Below are 16,655 nucleotides of genomic sequence, written 5' to 3' on the forward strand. Positions count from 1 at the left end.
AGTTCAAGAGTGGCTTTTCTGTCCTAGGAGTAACATCTTTGAGGATATTGGTATAAAATAGCAGACAATTTTGAACAATAATTAGGATCGATCGGCAATGGCTGAATACGTATATACCATGTCTCGGGTGAGCAAAACTGTTCCACCTAAGCGTCAAATTCTTAAAGACATTTCTCTTAGCTTTTTTCCTGGCGCTAAAATCGGTGTTTTGGGTCTAAATGGTTCAGGTAAATCTACCCTACTACGTATCATGGCTGGTATTGATACTGATATTGATGGTGAAGCACGTGCACAACAAGGTCTTAAAGTAGGTTACCTACCACAAGAACCTGTACTAGACGAATCAAAAACTGTTCGTGAAATCGTAGAAGAAGCGGTTTCTGACGTTGCTGACGCACTTAAGCGTATCGATGCGGTTTACGCCGCGTACGCTGAACCAGATGCAGACTTCGATGCACTTGCAAAAGAGCAAGGTGAACTGGAAGCACTGATTCAAGCAAAAGACGGCCACAACCTAGAAACAGCTCTAGAGCGTGCTGCTGATGCACTTCGTCTTCCTGAATGGGATGCGAAAATTGAATTCCTATCAGGTGGTGAGCGTCGTCGTGTTGCTATCTGTCGTCTACTTCTTGAAAAGCCAGACATGCTGCTTCTTGATGAACCAACCAACCACTTGGATGCAGAATCAGTAGCGTGGCTTGAGCACTTCCTAGTTGATTACAGTGGTACTGTTGTGGCGATTACCCACGACCGTTACTTCCTAGACAACGCAGCTGGCTGGATTCTAGAACTTGACCGTGGTGAAGGTATCCCATGGGAAGGTAACTACACGTCTTGGCTAGAGCAAAAAGACGAGCGTCTTAAGCAAGAAAAAGCAGGCGAAAGCGCACGTCAAAAGACTATCGAGAAAGAACTTGAATGGGTTCGTCAAAATCCTAAAGGCCGTCAAGCTAAGTCTAAAGCTCGTATGGCTCGTTTTGAAGAACTGACGACTGGTCAATACCAGAAGCGTAACGAAACTAACGAACTGTTCATCCCGCCAGGTGAGCGTCTAGGTGACAAAGTTCTTGAAGTGAACAACCTGACTAAATCGTTTGGTGATCGCGTTCTTATCGACAACCTATCGTTCAGCATGCCTAAGGGCGCTATCGTTGGTATCGTCGGTGCCAACGGTGCAGGTAAATCAACACTGTTCAAGATGCTAAGCGGTGCAGAACAGCCAGATTCAGGTTCAGTTGTACTAGGCGAGACTGTTAAGCTTGCTTCTGTTGATCAGTTCCGTGACAGCATGGACGACACTAAGACAGTATTCCAAGAGATCTCTGAAGGCGCTGATATCATTAAGATCAACAACTTCGAAATCCCTGCGCGTGCTTACTGTTCTCGCTTCAACTTTAAAGGCAACGACCAACAGAAGATCATCGGTGAGCTTTCTGGTGGTGAACGTAACCGTGTTCACTTAGCTAAACTGCTAAAAGCGGGCGGCAACGTACTGCTACTCGATGAACCTACCAACGACCTTGACGTTGAAACACTGCGTGCTCTTGAAGAAGCACTGCTTGAATTCCCAGGCTGTGCAATGGTTATCTCGCATGACCGTTGGTTCCTAGACCGCATTGCGACCCATATCTTAGACTACCGTGATGAAGGTCAAGTTAACTTCTACGAAGGTAACTATACTGAGTACACTGAGTGGCTTAAGCAGACTCTAGGCGCACAAGCGGCAGAACCGCACCGTATCAAGTACAAGCGTATCGCTAAGTAAATAAGCTTGTATTTTGAACAAAGGCCGCGATAATAGCGGCCTTTGATATATCTGGCTTACGTGTTATGCATCGATATAGAGAGATTACTTATGGTTGAAAGACGTCAATTTTCACGAGTTATTTATCAAGTCCCGACTGAGATCTCACAAGGACAAGTAAATGTATCAGGCTCAGTGCAAGACTTATCACTCCATGGTTTACTCGTTCAATGCAATGAATCAAAACAACTTAGCCATGATGCCCCTGTTCAGGTGAGCTTTAAGCTCGAAAACAGCGATATCAATATTCAGTTAGAAGCAACGATAGTCTCTACCATCAATACCTCAATGCGTTTACGCATAGAGCATTTAGATATTGATAGTATTAGCCACCTTAAGCGCCTTGTGGAGCTTAACGTTGGCGACGATGAACTGCTTTATAGAGAGATTGAACACCTTACCGATTTAGGTAGTGAGTGATGTCTCCGTTACCCTTTTTTCTATTAGAAGCATTTAGTTAATACAGAACCATGTCTAAAAAACTTTCCATTACTATTCCCTCTAGTCAGGGGGAACAGACGTTTTACTTCGGCCGTAAAGCCGTGCTCATGTGTACTACTGCTATTTTTTCAGTACCGCTACTGATTGGTGGCGCGGCATATATGCACTTCGAGAGCAAACAAGAACTCGCGCTGCAAGCGGGTGATGCCCAACAATTGATTGAAACGCTAATTGTTGAAAAAGAACAAACAGAATTTCTTTACGCTGAGCAGATTGAAACCAATCACTCGCTATCGCAAACTCTGACAGAAAAAGAAGGCACGATTCAACTGCTTGGTAAGCGTGTATTCGATGTGGAATCAGTACTGGGTCTTGCCGATGAAGAACTGCTTACCGATGATATTTCTTTAGAAGATCGCATTGATGCGGCTGCAGTCGATTCAGCAGTAAGAGCCACGATGTTCCGTTTGATTCCAAACGATAGCCCGATGGCTTACCAACGTATCTCTTCTTCTTATGGTAGCCGCACTAACCCTATTTCAGGTAAACGCCATGTACATACTGGTATCGATCTAACGTGTAAGCGTGGTGAAGATATTGTTGCACCTGCAGATGGCGTTATTGAAACAGTACGCCCAAGTAAAAAAGGCTTCGGTAACTTCATTACTATGCGTCACTCGTTTGGTTTCATGAGTTCTTATGCGCACCTACAGAAGTTTAAAGTACGTAGCGGTCAGTTTGTGAGTAAAGGCGATGTCATTGCGAGCTGTGGTAACTCAGGTAACTCAACCGGTCCACACTTGCATTACGAAGTACGTTTCCTTGGTCGTTCACTGAACCCTCAATACTTGATGGATTGGACGCCTGAAAACTTCAACTACGTGTTCGAGAAAGAGAAAAAGGTTAAGTGGGGTCCACTGGTTCAACTGATTGATAACGTGGTTCGCTTGCAGATCAATCTGACTAACGTACCTTACATTAGCTCGACCATCGACACGGTATCGAGTGAAGAGAGCAAAAAGCCCATCACGACTAACTAGTTATTAATCATTAGTTATTCGGACCAATTGGTTTGGCCTATGATGGTCTCATTGCTTTTAGCCTACTGTAGGCCAAATGCTTTCGTAGCGTTCAGCACAAACAAAAAGAGCGACCAAATGGTCGCTCGTTTTTATGATTTCAAATCGGTATTAACCACGATGAATCGAATCATGTGCTTGTTTTAATAGGCTTTGGCTCTCTTGCAAGAATTGTTGTGAGTAGTCACCAAACCAATCGCTCACTTGATTAAAGCTCTCAACAAACTTAGCTTTATCTTTGCCATCTAGGATTTCTAATGCTTCTCCGAAACAGCTGTGGAAGCGTCGAATCATCTCAATATTCTCATCCGAAGAAAGAATAATATCACCGTACAAGTTCGGGTCTTGAGCAAACAAACGACCAACCATCGCAATCTCAAGTCGGTAGATTGGCGAGCTTAGCTTCAGAAGTTGATCAATATTCGGGTTCTCTTTACTCAGGTGCAAACCGTAAGCAAAAGAGGTGAAGTGGCGCAGTGCTTGAATCAATGTCATACCGTGATCGTGTTCAGCAGCATCCATTTGGCACAGGCTCGCGCCCCAAATACCAAATTGATTCAGTAGCCATTGGTAGCTTTCAGCTCCACGACCATCACTGTAAACAATCACCTGCTTAGCAAGGCTTGGAACATCAGGGCCAAACATTGGGTGTAATCCAACTACTGGGCCTTGGTGCATGCTCATCATTGCTTGTAGAGGTTTAGATTTAATCGACGTCAAATCACATAGAATACAATCACTTGGTAGGTTACCTAGCTTCGCAATCACACCTTCAGTTAGGTGAATTGGAACTGTAACAACCACAAGCCCTGCGTTATCTAAGATTTCGTCGGCCTTATCCCAATCTTGGCTGCCAAGGATTTTCACTTCGTAGCCAGAAAGCTTGAACATACGGCCAAACAGACCGCCAAGTTGACCATTACCACCAACGATAACCACTGAACGCAATTCTGGGTTAAGACACTTAAAACCAGAATCTTTTTCGCTGGCATAAGACTCACGCATGGTACGACGCAAAATATCTTCGATTAACTGTGGTGGAACCCCTATTTTCTCGGCTTCTTGACGACGAGATGCCAGCATCGCAGCTTCGCGTTCTGGCACATAAATAGGTAAACCATATTCACTTTTCACTTCGCCAACTTTCTCTACTAGAGCAAGGCGCTGAGCAAGTAAATCCAATATTTGTTTATCGACAGCATCGATTTGGTCGCGTAATTCGTTCAGTTCAACGGCCATTTTATTCCTTACTAATCTATAAGCCCGTACTAACCCAGATTTCGTTAGTAACAGATCTTAAAATGCCCCATTAGATGAGGCACTTAAATTTAAAACTCTGACTAACCTTTTAAGCGGTTCTCTAAGAACGGGACTAATTCCGTATGTGCATGTTTCAATAGTGCCTCAGTTGAATCCCAATTGATACACGCGTCGGTAATAGATACACCGTATTTCATCTCATTGAGAGGTATATCCGAAGATTGGTTTCCTTCGTTAATATGGCTTTCAATCATAAGGCCGATAATCGACTTGTTGCCTTCACGAATTTGGTGAATCACATCTTCTGCAACTAAAGGTTGGCGACGGAAATCTTTACGAGAGTTCGCATGGCTACAGTCGACCATTAGCGCAGCCTCTAAGCCTGATTTACCTAACTCTTGCTCACATTCGTGTACGGAAACTGAATCATAGTTCGTCTGCTTACCGCCACGTAAAATCACGTGACCATTTGGGTTACCTTGCGTTGTTAGTAGTGCAACTTGGCCCTCGCGGCTGATACCCATGAAACGGTGGCTAGAAGAAGCTGCCTGCATTGCATTGATTGCTGTGCCTAGGTTGCCATCAGTACCATTTTTAAAACCGATTGGCATTGAGAGCCCACTTGCCATCTCACGGTGAGTTTGTGATTCGGTCGTACGAGCACCAATCGCAGCCCAGCTAAAGGTATCTGCTAGGTATTGTGGGCTGATTGGGTCTAGTGCTTCTGTTGCCAGTGGAATTTCCATCTCAGCGAGTTCAACCAGTAGCTCACGACCAACATGCAGACCATGTTCAATATCGAACGTACCATCTAGATGAGGGTCATTGATCAAGCCTTTCCAACCCACAGTGGTACGAGGCTTCTCAAAGTAAACACGCATTACAATATACAGCTGGTCGCTCAGTTCTTCAGAAAGTGCTTTTAGGCGTTTCGCGTATTCTTTCGCTGCTTCAATGTCATGGATAGAACATGGGCCACATACAACAAGCATGCGATGATCTTTCTTGTGAATGATGTTTGCGATAGTTTGACGAGACTCTTGAATGAAACGACGAGCATTATCACTCAAAGGCAGTTTTGCTTTTAACTCCTCAGGAGTAATCAGTACCTGTTCGTCGATAATATTGACATTGCTTAATTCACTTTTCTGCATAACTCAACCTGTATATTTATTTTTACACCCAATATTTCCATTTGGGCTAACAATCTTTAAAAACACAATAACAGCTACAAAAACGATTGCAAATGTAAACAATGAAAAACATTTACTGTAAATTAAAATTTACACCATCAATTTAACTCGTTCAGACCACCAAATGAGTCTAAACCACGTTCTACACATACAAAAAAGGCGATATTTATCATATCGCCTTCTTAAAACTTAAAGAGTGTTTATTTATCACCCAGCGTTCAACATTCGCTTAATTTGCTCTGAAGCCTCTTTCCATCGGCTATCTGAGTGAAGCGTTGGTAAATCAAAGCTGTGTTTTTTAAGCAATGAGTTGGCTAAAGGCACCTCTTGGATAGCTAAGTGATCAAGAGCCTCTATTTGTGCATCTCGTTTATTACACATCAACACCATGTCACAACCCGCATTCAAGGCCGCTTTCGCTCTATCGGCTGGCCCGCCCATGATAGCAGCGCCTTCCATGGTTAAATCGTCAGAGAAAACTAAGCCTTTAAACCCAAGCTGCTGCTTCAATACTGTCTGCAGCCAATACTGTGAACCACTCGCAGGCTGATCATTGTAATGAGAGAAAACTACATGAGCTGGCATCATCGCATCCAATATTCCCGCTTCAATTTGCGCCTTGAAGATTGCCATGTCTGTTTCAAAGATGTTATCTCTAGGGTCATATGGAGTTTCTAAATGTGAATCTGCAATTACACCGCCGTGTCCGGGGAAGTGCTTTCCGGTTGTCGCCATACCAACCGACTTCATGCCTTTGATGAACGCGCTGCTATGACGAACGATGGTATCAATATCTTCACCAAACGCTCGGCTACCAATCGCTTTACAGTTGTGGCCTTTGTCTAATACTGGCGCAAAACTCAGATCAATATCATGGGCAATCAATTCTGCCGCCATCAACCAACCCGCTTGTTCTGCTAATTCTTCGCCATTACTCTTGGTCGCAAACTCCTGAGCAGCTGGGATAATTGAAAAGCCGTCACGAAAACGCTGAACTCGGCCGCCTTCTTGGTCAACGCCGATTAGAATAGGACGCTTAGCTACCTTGCGGATCTCTTTATTTAAAGCCGATAGCTGTTTGCTATCATGGTAGTTTCTAGCAAATAAGATGAGACCACCAACAGTTGGGTGCTCTAAAATTTCTCTGTCTTCAGCGGTCAGTTCGTAGCCTGCAACGTCAACCCACAACGGTCCCATATTTATCCCTTATTAAACCTAATTTCATAAACTTCCCGAGGTTATTCTCTTTAAATTTGCTTTACAATGTTTTTAAACCAATCTGTGGAAGACTTTAAGAATGCAGTACAAGAGCTTAGGAATGGATCATAAAGAACTGTATATCGGTGTGATGTCGGGGACGAGTATGGACGGTGTTGATACGGCCTTAGTTTCGATTGAAGATACGCGTATCACATTACTTGCTCATGATGAATTCCCAATGCCTGATGCTCTCAAAGCGCGCCTGCTTGAGGTTTGTATTGGTCAGAAAACCGATTTGATTGCCATTGGTGAGCTAGACCACCAGCTTGGTCATCTTTTTGCTAATGCGGTTCTGCAACTTCTCGACAAGTCAGGCACATCTGCATCTTCTGTGACTGCGATTGGTAACCATGGCCAAACAGTATTCCATCAGCCAAGTGGTGATTCTCCATTCACCATGCAGTTAGGTGATGCCAATATCATCGCCGCTAAAACACAGATTCAAACGGTTGCCGATTTCAGACGTAAAGACATGGCATTAGGCGGACAAGGCGCACCATTAGTCCCCGCATTCCACCATACGATTTTCCACCCGCAAGACAGCTCGGTTGTGGTGTTGAATATTGGTGGTATCTCAAATATTTCTGTACTGCGCCCGAATCAGCCAACACTTGGTTATGATACTGGCCCAGGCAATATGTTGATGGATGCTTGGGTAGATAAACACACGGGTGAAAAGTTTGACCGTGATGCGCAATTCGCACTTCAAGGCCAACTAAACCAAGCTTTACTCGAACAGCTGTTAAATGAATCTTATCTATCTCAAACGCCACCGAAAAGTACCGGTAGAGAATTGTTCAACCTGCCATGGCTAGAGCAACAACTTTCCGGGTTTAAAGATCTGGCAGCAGAAGATGTTCAGCGCACACTTTGTGAATACACCGCGTTAACAATAGCCAATGAAGTGGAAACTTATCGCTTGGGAAGCCAACCTGCACTGTATGTATGTGGCGGCGGAACACGAAACCCATTGTTGATGAAGAGACTATCGGCACTGCTTCCAAATTGGGAAGTTGACTCAACCACCAGCAAAGGCGTTGATGCCGATTATATGGAAGCTATGGCTTTTGCTTGGCTTGCTCAACGTCATGTTCATCAACTGCCTAGCAATTTACCAAAAGTGACTGGCGCAAGTAGAGCAGCCTCTCTAGGCGTTCTATATCGTGCTGACTAAACCATTTTAGAACTATCATTTTGGAATCACCATTTAAGGATCATTATGAGTAACGACGCTCTCATATCAGCGCTCTCGCACCTCGTTTCGGAGGGGAGAAACCCTGACACTATGGATATTGATCTGCTCACCTCTCTCGAAGTGGTTGAAAAGATTAACCAACAAGACAAACAAGTGCCTTTAGCCATCGAAGCAGAGCTGCCACAGATCGCTAAAGCGGTGGATAAAATTGCTCATGCCTTTCAAAACGGTGGTCGACTGATCTATATGGGTGCAGGCACCAGTGGCCGATTAGGAGTATTAGACGCATCAGAATGCCCACCAACTTTCGGTGTTTCAGACAAAATGGTTATCGGCCTAATTGCTGGCGGGCCAGAAGCGATTTTAAAAGCTAAAGAAGGTGCGGAAGATTCACTGACTCTCGGTATTGAAGATCTAAAAGCAATTCAGTTTTCAGAAAATGATGTCGTGGTTGGTATTGCAGCGAGTGGTCGCACACCTTACGTGATTGGTGCGCTCAATTATGCTAATCAGATTGGTGCGGTGACCGTTGCATTGTCTTGTAACCCTGATTCTCCAATTGCTGAAATCGCTCAGATCGCAATTAGCCCAGTGGTTGGCCCAGAAGCATTAACGGGGTCTACACGACTCAAATCAGGTACAGCGCAAAAGCTGGTGCTTAATATGCTGACGACTGCCAGTATGATTCGTATCGGTAAGAGCTACCAGAACCTAATGGTCGACGTAAAAGCGACCAATGAAAAGTTGGTTGCCCGCGCTGCTCGTATCGTTATCCAAGCAACCGAGTGTGATAAAGCACTGGCAGTGTCGACACTTAAAACGACTGATTACGATGTGAAGTTATCTATTTTGATGATTCTAACAGGGCTAGATTTAGAATTGGCCAAGGCTCAGCTTGATAAGCAAAATGGCTTCTTGAGAAAAGCCGTCGAGAACAATCAGTAATCTGCTTCTGTTACTCTCACTACAAACAAAAAGACCAGTACAAATGCGGTACTGGTCTTTTTCAGTTTTAATTTTTTATCGCTAGCTTGAGCTTAGTAGTCGTTTGAGAACTCATCCCAGCCACGTTGCCATTCCATACGGAAACGTTGAGCTTCTTCCGTTCCAGAACACACACCTTCATACACTTGGCCAGATAAACCAATTTGATAAGCATGATTCGGATTACAATATTCCTTCACACCTAGGTGGTAACCTTCTGTGTAACTCGCTTGATCGACTGCGCCAAGTTCAGTCATCTCTGAATACGAACGCTGAGTGTGACCTTTAATACCATCACGATAGCCAATCTCTTGCCAATTGCCTTCAGCTGCTAAATCTTGAACATTAACGCTGCATCCTGCAAGGCTAAATGCCACGGCGAATAGTGCGATTATTTTTTTCATTTCAGTCCTTTATATTTACCTAGTCACTTCCTGACGAAGCGTTGTCTTTGTGGTGATTCTCCGCCGAACACTGGCTGATGTCCACTTATGTCTGTAATCTACCGTTGATCTTTATTACGCGCCGTTTAATGCTCACCATCGACCACTTGCCAGAAACAAGACTCTTCTCAACATGAATAACCAACCACTCTACAAACGTAGCAAACCACTCAATCAGTTATAACACCACTTAATTGACTATTCGACCACTCACTCTCATAGCGGAAGTTTCTTTTCATACTCTTCTTTAATATACACCCTGACTTAATTAATACATTCAGGGATAACAAATTATGATGTGGTTTCTTACCTGTGTTGCAGCACTCATTGGTGGCTACTTTATTTACGGTGCCTTTATCGAGAAGATTTTCGGTATCAATGAAAAGCGTCAAACACCCGCTCACACTAAGCAAGATGGCGTGGACTACGTTCCAATGTCGACACCAAAGGTTTACCTAGTTCAACTGCTTAACATTGCAGGTGTAGGTCCAATCTTCGGACCTATCATGGGTGCCCTTTACGGCCCGGCAGCGATGCTTTGGATCGTACTAGGTTGTATCTTCGCAGGTGCAGTACACGACTACTTCTCAGGTATGTTATCTATCCGTAATGGCGGTGCTTCAGTTCCTACCATCACAGGACGTTACCTAGGCAATGGCGCAAAACACTTTATGAACATCTTTGCCATTGTTCTACTACTTCTAGTTGGTGTGGTATTTGTTTCTGCTCCTGCAGGCATGATCACTAACCTAGTGAACGACCAAACTGATTTCGCGATGTCTGCAACAACCATGGTTGTTATCATCTTTGCTTACTACATCATCGCAACGATTGTCCCTGTCGATAAAATCATTGGTCGCTTCTACCCACTGTTCGGCGCACTGCTTATCTTCATGTCTGTTGGCCTAATCACTGCGATTGGTCTATCTGACGAGCACCAAATCATGGGTGGCTTCGAGATGAAAGACATGTTCACCAACATGAACCCGAATGACCTACCACTTTGGCCAGCTCTATTCATCACTATCGCTTGTGGTGCAATCTCTGGCTTCCACGCAACTCAGTCACCACTGATGGCGCGTTGTATGGAAAACGAGAAGAACGGTCGCTTCGTATTCTATGGTGCAATGATTGGTGAAGGCATCATCGCTCTAATCTGGTGTGCACTTGCTCTTTCATTCTTCGGTTCAGTTGAGTCTCTATCAGACGCAATTGCAAACGGCGGCCCAGGTAACGTGGTATACAGCGCTTCATTTGGTCTACTGGGTGTATTCGGCGGTATCCTTGCTTTCCTTGGCGTGGTTATCCTACCAATCACTTCTGGTGACACAGCATTCCGTTCAAGCCGTCTTATCCTTGCTGAATACTTCAACATGGAACAGAAAACACTGCGTAACCGCCTACTAATGGCACTACCACTATTCGTTATCGGTGGCATCCTAACTCAAGTAGACTTCGGCATCATCTGGCGCTACTTCGGTTTTGCTAACCAATCAACAGCAGTAATGATGCTGTGGACAGCTTCAGCTTACCTACTTCGTCACAACAAACTGCACTGGGTAACTACAGTTCCAGCTGTGTTCATGACGTCTGTGTGTATCACATTCATCCTGAACAACAGCCAACTAGGCTTCGGTCTACCAATGCAAATCTCGACTATCGTTGGTGTGATTAGTGCGCTAGGCGTTGCAGCTTACGTGATTAAGATTTCTAAAGGCAAAGGCGAAACTGACCTTGCAGACGAAGAAAAAGAAGCGAAAGGCGTAACCAAAACTGCTTAGTTCTTAACAAACAACAGTCTTCATAGAAAGACAAGAACGCCAAACACAACTTCGCTTGCTCCCGAAATCACCCAGTGATTCGTGGAAATTAAGACTAAAGCCCGTCCACCGTGATGGGCTTTACTGTATCTCGGCATTAAGAAGCAATCACCGCTCGATATAACCAACGAAAACACAAGCAAAGCTACCGTTACCAAGCAATGAGCTTTACACTTAACAAGCGTCTCAATAGGTGAAAATATGGAACTCATTCTCTCTCTGCTACAACAAACCTGTGTCTACTTAGTGATCGCTTACATGCTAAGTAAAACCCCGTTGATTCTCCCTTTGTTGAGCATCTCTTCACGCTTAAGTCATAAAGTCAGCTGTTATGTTCTGTTTTCCCTCTTCTGCATTATGGGCACCTATTTCGGACTCCAGATTAATGACGCGATAGCCAACACTCGTGCAATGGGTGCGGTAATGGGTGGTCTGTTTGGCGGCCCTGTCGTTGGCTTTGCGGTGGGCTTTACTGGCGGGATTCATCGTTACTCATTAGGTGGTTTCACAGATTTGGCTTGTGCTATTTCCACCACAGCAGAAGGCTTGATTGGCGGCCTATTGCACGTTTACTTAGTCAGAAAGAACAAAGCCAGCCAACTGTTTAATCCCTTAGTGGTGTTCTCTGTGACCCTATTTGCAGAGATCATTCAAATGCTGATTCTACTTGCGGTCGCCAAACCGTTTGAACAGTCTTATGCGCTAGTTTCTGATATTGCAGCCCCGATGATCATTGCCAATTCAGTCGGCGCTGCGCTGTTCATGAGTATTATCCAAGATAGAAAAACCATCTTCGAAAAGTACTCGGCTACCTTCTCACGCCGCGCACTCACCATCGCCGAGCGTTCGGTGGGTATTTTGCATGGTGGGTTCAATTCTGATAACGCACAAAAAATTGTACGTATTGTTTACGAAGAGACCAACGTAGGTGCGGTAGCGATTACCGACCGAGAAAAAATTCTCGCGTTCGTCGGCATTGGCGATGAGCACCATATCCCAAACACCCCTATCTCATCGCAAAGCACACTCACTGCAATGGAACAGAACGACATCATTTACCTCGATGGTAAAGAGAACCCATACCAATGCTCCCTGTCGCAGGATTGTAAATTAGGATCTGCTCTGATTATTCCACTCCGCGCAGGTAACGAAGTGGTCGGAACCATCAAACTGTATGAGCCAAAGCTCAAACTATTCTCGACCATCAACATGTCGATGGGTGAAGGTATCGCTCAGCTATTATCGAGCCAGATTCTGTTCAGCAACTATCAACAACAGCAAACACTACTGACCCAAGCGGAAATCAAACTGCTGCACGCTCAAGTGAACCCACACTTCTTGTTCAATGCGCTTAACACTATCAGTGCAGTAACACGTCGTGACCCAGATAAAGCTCGAGAGTTGATTCAGCATCTATCTCATTTCTTTAGAAGCAACCTAAAGCAGAACATCAACACCGTAAAGCTCAAAGACGAGCTAGCACACGTCAACGCTTACCTGACTATAGAGAAAGCACGCTTTACCGACCGATTGGAAATTGAATGGGATATTGACCCGCAGTTGTATGAATCTCAATTACCTAGCTTTACCCTGCAACCGCTGGTAGAAAACGCCATCAAACATGGGATATCCAATATGCTGGAAGGTGGCAAAGTGAAGATCTATAGCGAGGCTTTCGAGGGTGGATTCAAATTAACCGTTGAAGACAATGCAGGCAATTACCAGAAACCATCTCAAGATCATGTGGGATTGGGCATGGAGATTGTTGATAAACGACTCACTAATTTCTTTGGACAAGACTCAGCACTAAAAATAGAATCTCAACCACAGCAATTTACTCGAATGAGCTTTATCATACCTATACTCAAATAAAGGTATTTTTGGAGACGAATCGCTCCGAATTGGAACATTTAGAAGCAGACACCTAAAAGATAAGTGTGAATCAAGCAGGGATAGAACCAAGATGAAGATTGTAGGATGTTAAAGGCATTAGTTGTCGATGATGAGCTTTTTGCTCGCGAAGAACTGATTGAACTACTGACCGAAACCGGAGAAGTGGAAATCATCGGCCAAGCGAGTAACGCGATCGAAGGACTGAAACAGATCAATCTACTCAAGCCTGATGTGGTGTATTTGGATATCCAAATGCCGCAGGTTACCGGGATTGAACTGTTAAGCATGCTTGATCCTGATACCATGCCTTACGTGGTATTTGTCACCGCCTACGACCAATATGCGATTCAAGCCTTCGAAGATAACGCTTTTGATTACCTACTTAAGCCAGTCGAACCTTGTCGATTAAACAAGAGCGTTTGTCGTCTAAACAAAGTCATCAAACAAAATCAGAAAGCGCCAGAACAAGACATCTCAGCGATTGCTCCGTGCCATCTAGAGCAGATCCCATGTATTGGTCATAACCGCATTGTGATCATGGCAAGCCAAACGGTTGAATGCGCGTATTCCGATATCAGTGGTGTGCATGTTCGTAGCTCATCACAAACCGCCACCTCACAGTTAACGCTAAAGATCTTGGAAGAGAAAACCGATTTGATCCGCTGTCATCGCCAATACTTGATCAACATAAAATCGATCCAAGAGATCAAACTGTTAGAGAATGGATTAGCAGAGATCATCACACTAACGGGCTTTGAAGTGCCTGTTAGCCGTCGTTACTTAAAGAGTTTAAAAGAGCAACTCGGTCTCCAGTAACGAGTTAGAAGTTCGACGCCTTGTTCCAGAGCACGATCAAAAAAGCCAACGCATCAACGTTGGCTTCCTACTGTTTACAAATCGATAGTATTTGCGAATCGCTAGTGTCACGAATCAATAGAGATTAGTCGACTTGCTTAATCTGCAGCTCTTTTGGTACTTCAAAGAACATGTTCTCTTCGCGACCTTGAATCTCTTCAACGTCAGTCGCACCCAATTCACGGATACGATCTAGAATTTGGTTTACCAGCTCTTCAGGAGCAGAAGCACCGGCTGTTACACCTATTTTCTTTTTCCCTTCAACCCACTCTGTTTGAATGTCTTCAGGGCAATCGGTTAGGTAGCCTGGCGTGCCTAGCTTCTCAGCCAGCTCTTTTAAGCGTGTTGAGTTCGATGAGTTCTTAGAACCAACAACAATCACGACATCAACATCATTCGCCATTTCGCGCACTGCGTCTTGACGGTTTTGAGTTGCGTAACAAATGTCATCTTTACGAGGGCCTTGGATCTCAGGGAATACTCGGCGTAGCTCTTCAATCACATCTGCTGTTTCATCAACGGATAGCGTTGTTTGGCTAACATAGTGCAGGTTACTCGGGTCGTTCACGACTAGTTTCTGTACATCCTCAGGTCGTTCAACCAAGTACATACCACCGGTTTGGCTCGCGTATTGACCCATAGTGCCTTCAACCTCAGGGTGACCCGCATGACCGATCAGTACCACTTCCATATGTTTACGGCTTGCGCGAGCAACCTCCATATGAACTTTAGTCACCAAAGGACACGTTGCATCGAATACCGTTAACTCACGCTCTTTCGCTTCTTTACGAACCGCTTGAGATACACCGTGAGCAGAGAAAATCACAATATTGTCGTCCGGCACTTCACTCAGTTCTTCGACAAAAATAGCACCGCGTTGCTTGAGCCCCTCAACAACAAAGCGGTTGTGTACCACTTCATGACGAACGTAGATCGGTGGCTGGTACATTTCGAGTGCACGCTCGACAATGCTGATCGCACGGTCAACACCGGCACAAAAGCCACGAGGGTTAGCTAACATTATTTTCATTTCATTGCTCATCATTTACCGCGGTACTAAGGTTGTTTCTATTGAGTTCGCCGTTAGCGAGGCTCGCATTCTACAGTGAAGCGCCTAGACAGTGAAGCTCTGGCTTACATCATAGTTTTAAGGCTATCTTATTCTAACGTTAAGACAGCTACTGTAACGTTAAGAGAGCTTCTCTAAGTTAAGAAAGTTATTCGACCGCTAAGATGTTAACGTCAAACGTAACGTCTTGACCAGCGAGTGGGTGATTAAAATCAACCGTCACTGAATCACCTGCTATCTCAGTAATAATACCTGGAATTTCCATACCGTCAGGACCAGAGAATGCCATGATAGTGCCCACCTCAACTTCAGAGTCACCAACAAACTTAGCACGATCCATATAGTGAATATGATCAGGGTTTGGCATACCGAATGCATCTTCCGCTTTCAGTTCAATCGACTTTTCAGTCCCAGTTTCAAGTCCAAGTAAGCACGCTTCGAAATTCTCGCTTAGGCTACCATCACCCATAACGAACTTCGCTGGTTTACCCATATTTTCCGTACTATCGGCAACTGAACCATCCTTCATTTTAATCGTAAAATGTAGGGTTACTGCTGAATCATTTTTAATTGCTGCCACGTTACTTTCCTTAGATTTCTTTATTATTTGAGAACGCAATTTACTTTGCTCTCATATTACTTGCAGCATAAAAAAAAGCGCCGTCGGAATCAACCGACAGCGCTTAGGGCTATTCTATTCTGTGAGTCATAGACTGACTTTAAGGCAATCTATTTCAAGGCTCTTTTACTTAAGGTCTATTTGCCTATTTGCTTTCATCTTTCTTGCGGAAACCATCTAGGATGATCATCGCAGCACCGATACAGATTCCCATATCCGCTAAGTTAAACGCTGGCCAGTGGTAAGTACCCCAGTAGAAGTCTAGGTAATCGACAACAAAACCATGTACGACACGGTCAAACACATTACCAACCGCACCACCAATGATGATTGCGTAAGCGATGTTATTCCACTTCTCTGTCGCAGGTAGCTTGCTCATCCAGTACGTCAACATACCCGTTACCGCAAAGGCAATACCCGTAAACAGCCAACGCTGCCAACCACTTTGATCACTCAAGAAGCTGAATGCGGCGCCATAGTTGTGAACGTACAAAAAGTTAAAGAATGGCAGAACCTCAATACGGTTTGCCCAGCCATAACCCATGTTATCCATGACAAAGAGTTTAATGCCGATATCGGCAAGGAAAACCACTAGGGCCAACCATAGCCAACGCACACCAGATTGTTTTAACGAAACTTCACTCATTTCTATTCCTAGTATTTACGAAGTTGGTATTCACTGTAACTCAATTTAAGTGACCTGATTACCGTACTTGTATAAACACATTTCCTATAATTAA

Annotated in this window: 15 protein-coding genes; 8 read left to right on the plus strand and 7 right to left on the minus strand. The window is 44.4% G+C overall.

The features are described 5' to 3' along the window. Nucleotides 1-97: 97 nt before the first annotated feature. The 3 genes from ettA to BCT34_RS06270 all read left to right on the plus strand — a co-directional run bounded on the left by ettA (nucleotide 98) and on the right by BCT34_RS06270 (nucleotide 3,285). On the plus strand, nucleotides 98-1,765 hold the full coding sequence (ettA, locus tag BCT34_RS06260; RefSeq protein ID WP_076657187.1) for an energy-dependent translational throttle protein EttA: 1,668 nt from the start codon (nucleotides 98-100) through the stop codon (nucleotides 1,763-1,765). Nucleotides 1,766-1,855: 90 nt separating this feature from the next. Next, the gene (locus BCT34_RS06265; protein WP_076657185.1) at nucleotides 1,856-2,224 is read left to right on the plus strand and encodes a PilZ domain-containing protein; all 369 of its coding nucleotides are present in this window, start codon (nucleotides 1,856-1,858) and stop codon (nucleotides 2,222-2,224) included. A gap of 50 nt (nucleotides 2,225-2,274) precedes the next feature. Then, nucleotides 2,275-3,285, plus strand: a complete 1,011-nt coding sequence (locus BCT34_RS06270; RefSeq protein WP_076657183.1) for a M23 family metallopeptidase — start codon at nucleotides 2,275-2,277, stop codon at nucleotides 3,283-3,285. 150 nt (nucleotides 3,286-3,435) lie between these two features. On the opposite strand, the gene tyrA is transcribed toward BCT34_RS06270, so the two are convergent. The 3 genes from tyrA to nagZ form a co-directional block, all read right to left on the minus strand. Further along, on the minus strand, nucleotides 3,436-4,563 hold the full coding sequence (tyrA, locus tag BCT34_RS06275; protein ID WP_076657181.1) for a bifunctional chorismate mutase/prephenate dehydrogenase: 1,128 nt from the start codon (nucleotides 4,561-4,563) through the stop codon (nucleotides 3,436-3,438). Between the two features lie 101 nt (nucleotides 4,564-4,664). Then, on the minus strand, nucleotides 4,665-5,738 hold the full coding sequence (locus BCT34_RS06280; protein ID WP_017629783.1) for a 3-deoxy-7-phosphoheptulonate synthase: 1,074 nt from the start codon (nucleotides 5,736-5,738) through the stop codon (nucleotides 4,665-4,667). A 246-nt stretch (nucleotides 5,739-5,984) separates the two neighbouring features. Beyond that, entirely contained in the window at nucleotides 5,985-6,974 is a 990-nt protein-coding gene (gene nagZ, locus BCT34_RS06285) for a beta-N-acetylhexosaminidase (protein WP_076657180.1), read from the minus strand. 121 nt (nucleotides 6,975-7,095) lie between these two features. On the opposite strand from nagZ, the gene BCT34_RS06290 reads away from it, so the two are divergent. Both BCT34_RS06290 and murQ read left to right on the plus strand, forming a co-directional pair. Then, entirely contained in the window at nucleotides 7,096-8,211 is a 1,116-nt protein-coding gene (locus BCT34_RS06290) for an anhydro-N-acetylmuramic acid kinase (RefSeq protein ID WP_076657178.1), read from the plus strand. 45 nt (nucleotides 8,212-8,256) lie between these two features. Beyond that, nucleotides 8,257-9,177, plus strand: a complete 921-nt coding sequence (gene murQ / locus BCT34_RS06295) for an N-acetylmuramic acid 6-phosphate etherase (RefSeq protein ID WP_076657176.1) — start codon at nucleotides 8,257-8,259, stop codon at nucleotides 9,175-9,177. 92 nt (nucleotides 9,178-9,269) lie between these two features. Here murQ and BCT34_RS06300 read toward each other — a convergent pair whose 3' ends face one another. After that, nucleotides 9,270-9,620, minus strand: coding sequence for a DUF2799 domain-containing protein (locus BCT34_RS06300; RefSeq protein ID WP_076657174.1), 351 nt, complete (start codon nucleotides 9,618-9,620; stop codon nucleotides 9,270-9,272). Between the two features lie 332 nt (nucleotides 9,621-9,952). Between BCT34_RS06300 and BCT34_RS06305 the strand changes: the two genes are divergently transcribed. The 3 genes from BCT34_RS06305 to btsR all read left to right on the plus strand — a co-directional run bounded on the left by BCT34_RS06305 (nucleotide 9,953) and on the right by btsR (nucleotide 14,188). Beyond that, complete coding sequence (locus BCT34_RS06305; RefSeq protein ID WP_076657172.1) at nucleotides 9,953-11,440, plus strand: carbon starvation protein A; 1,488 nt, start codon at nucleotides 9,953-9,955, stop codon at nucleotides 11,438-11,440. Nucleotides 11,441-11,680: 240 nt separating this feature from the next. Further along, a complete protein-coding gene (locus BCT34_RS06310; protein WP_076657170.1) occupies nucleotides 11,681-13,351 on the plus strand; it encodes a sensor histidine kinase in 1,671 nt (556 codons plus the stop codon). Between the two features lie 105 nt (nucleotides 13,352-13,456). After that, nucleotides 13,457-14,188, plus strand: a complete 732-nt coding sequence (gene btsR, locus BCT34_RS06315; protein ID WP_076657169.1) for a two-component system response regulator BtsR — start codon at nucleotides 13,457-13,459, stop codon at nucleotides 14,186-14,188. A 124-nt stretch (nucleotides 14,189-14,312) separates the two neighbouring features. Here btsR and ispH read toward each other — a convergent pair whose 3' ends face one another. From ispH to lspA, 3 genes are all read right to left on the minus strand, one after another. Next, nucleotides 14,313-15,269: a 4-hydroxy-3-methylbut-2-enyl diphosphate reductase gene (gene ispH, locus BCT34_RS06320; RefSeq protein ID WP_076657203.1), complete on the minus strand. Its 957-nt coding sequence runs from the start codon at nucleotides 15,267-15,269 to the stop codon at nucleotides 14,313-14,315. Nucleotides 15,270-15,444: 175 nt separating this feature from the next. Beyond that, nucleotides 15,445-15,876 carry an FKBP-type peptidyl-prolyl cis-trans isomerase gene (gene fkpB, locus BCT34_RS06325; protein ID WP_076657167.1) on the minus strand — a complete coding sequence of 144 codons (432 nt, stop codon included), beginning with the start codon at nucleotides 15,874-15,876 and terminating at the stop codon, nucleotides 15,445-15,447. A gap of 184 nt (nucleotides 15,877-16,060) precedes the next feature. Beyond that, nucleotides 16,061-16,561: a signal peptidase II gene (lspA, locus tag BCT34_RS06330; RefSeq protein WP_076657165.1), complete on the minus strand. Its 501-nt coding sequence runs from the start codon at nucleotides 16,559-16,561 to the stop codon at nucleotides 16,061-16,063. Nucleotides 16,562-16,655 lie beyond the last annotated feature (94 nt).

Source organism: Vibrio sp. 10N.261.45.E2 (assembly GCF_002875705.1).
Lineage (GTDB): Bacteria > Pseudomonadota > Gammaproteobacteria > Enterobacterales > Vibrionaceae > Vibrio.